Annotated in this window: 1 protein-coding gene; it reads right to left on the reverse strand. The window is 43.1% G+C overall.

Annotated elements, in window-relative coordinates:
* Positions 1-143 precede the first annotated feature (143 nt).
* Positions 144-1,024 (reverse strand): reverse transcriptase domain-containing protein (locus tag F6K49_RS52795; protein ID WP_293111107.1); only part of this gene is annotated, 881 nt, incomplete at its 5' end.

A 1,024-nucleotide genomic window follows, 5' to 3' on the forward strand; every position in this document is an offset into this window, starting at 1 on the left:
GGAAGAGTAGAGGCCAATTCTCCCCAAGCGTTAAGTTAGAGTCGATGCTTGGTATTACCCAGGGCACCTCTCCTACAGAACTGTACGTGAAGCTTTCGCCTCATACAGCTCCTGGGTATTCTCAACCTCTCGGCTTGTCTTTTTCAAGACTTGCTCCAGTGGATTTGTTGGTGACAACTATGGTGGACAGCCATCAAATTCTTTCGTTTCCAATTGTCGTGGTTTCCATCGATGTGATGGAGGTGTACAGATTCGTCGTCTAAGAATTTCAGTCCACAGAATCCACAAGTATGGTTTTGCCTTTTCAAAGCTTTTACAGTTTTCCCATAGTAAAGGTTATTTTTCCTTCTACTCCAGTAGACTGTGTCTCCGTCAAATGGTGATTTATTTCCTTTGACCATGGTGAATCCGTTAGTTTCCCAGCTTACGCTTGGAAAGGCTTTCTTTGCCAATTTAACTGCTTCGTATCGGTCAACGCTTTTTTGTTTTCTGAACCTTTTGGTTGCAGTTTTCCTTGGGAACCATAAGGTGTCCCTTACGTTATCCATCCAGCAGAATCGGTGGTAGTTTCGCCATCCCCTGATGATAGGGGCTAACTTCTTTGCTTTTACTTCAGCACCATAGTTCGAGTTGTTGACGATGTATTTGACTTTGTCACGCATATTTCTAAAGTTTTCCTCTGATGGGAAGCTCTTGAATTTTTGGTTTTTCAGGACTTTCATGTGCCAGCCCAGAAAGTCAAATCCATCTGTCGTTTTGGTTATCTTGGTCTTTTCTTCGCTGATTTCCATCCCTCGTTCATTCAGGAATATCTTGACAAAGTCAAGTATTTCCTCTGGTTTTTCTCCAGGTTTTACGAAGAACACCATGTCGTCTGCGTATCTTACACTGGGATGCAGTGCTTCGATTCCGTTTAACGCGATATTGGCTAACAGAGGACTGACCACTCCGCCTTGAGGGGTTCCCTGATTTGGAAAATCCGGTGATACTCCTGATTTTAAAAATCTGAATATTCCTATTGAGA

Source organism: Moorena sp. SIO3I6 (assembly GCF_010672095.1).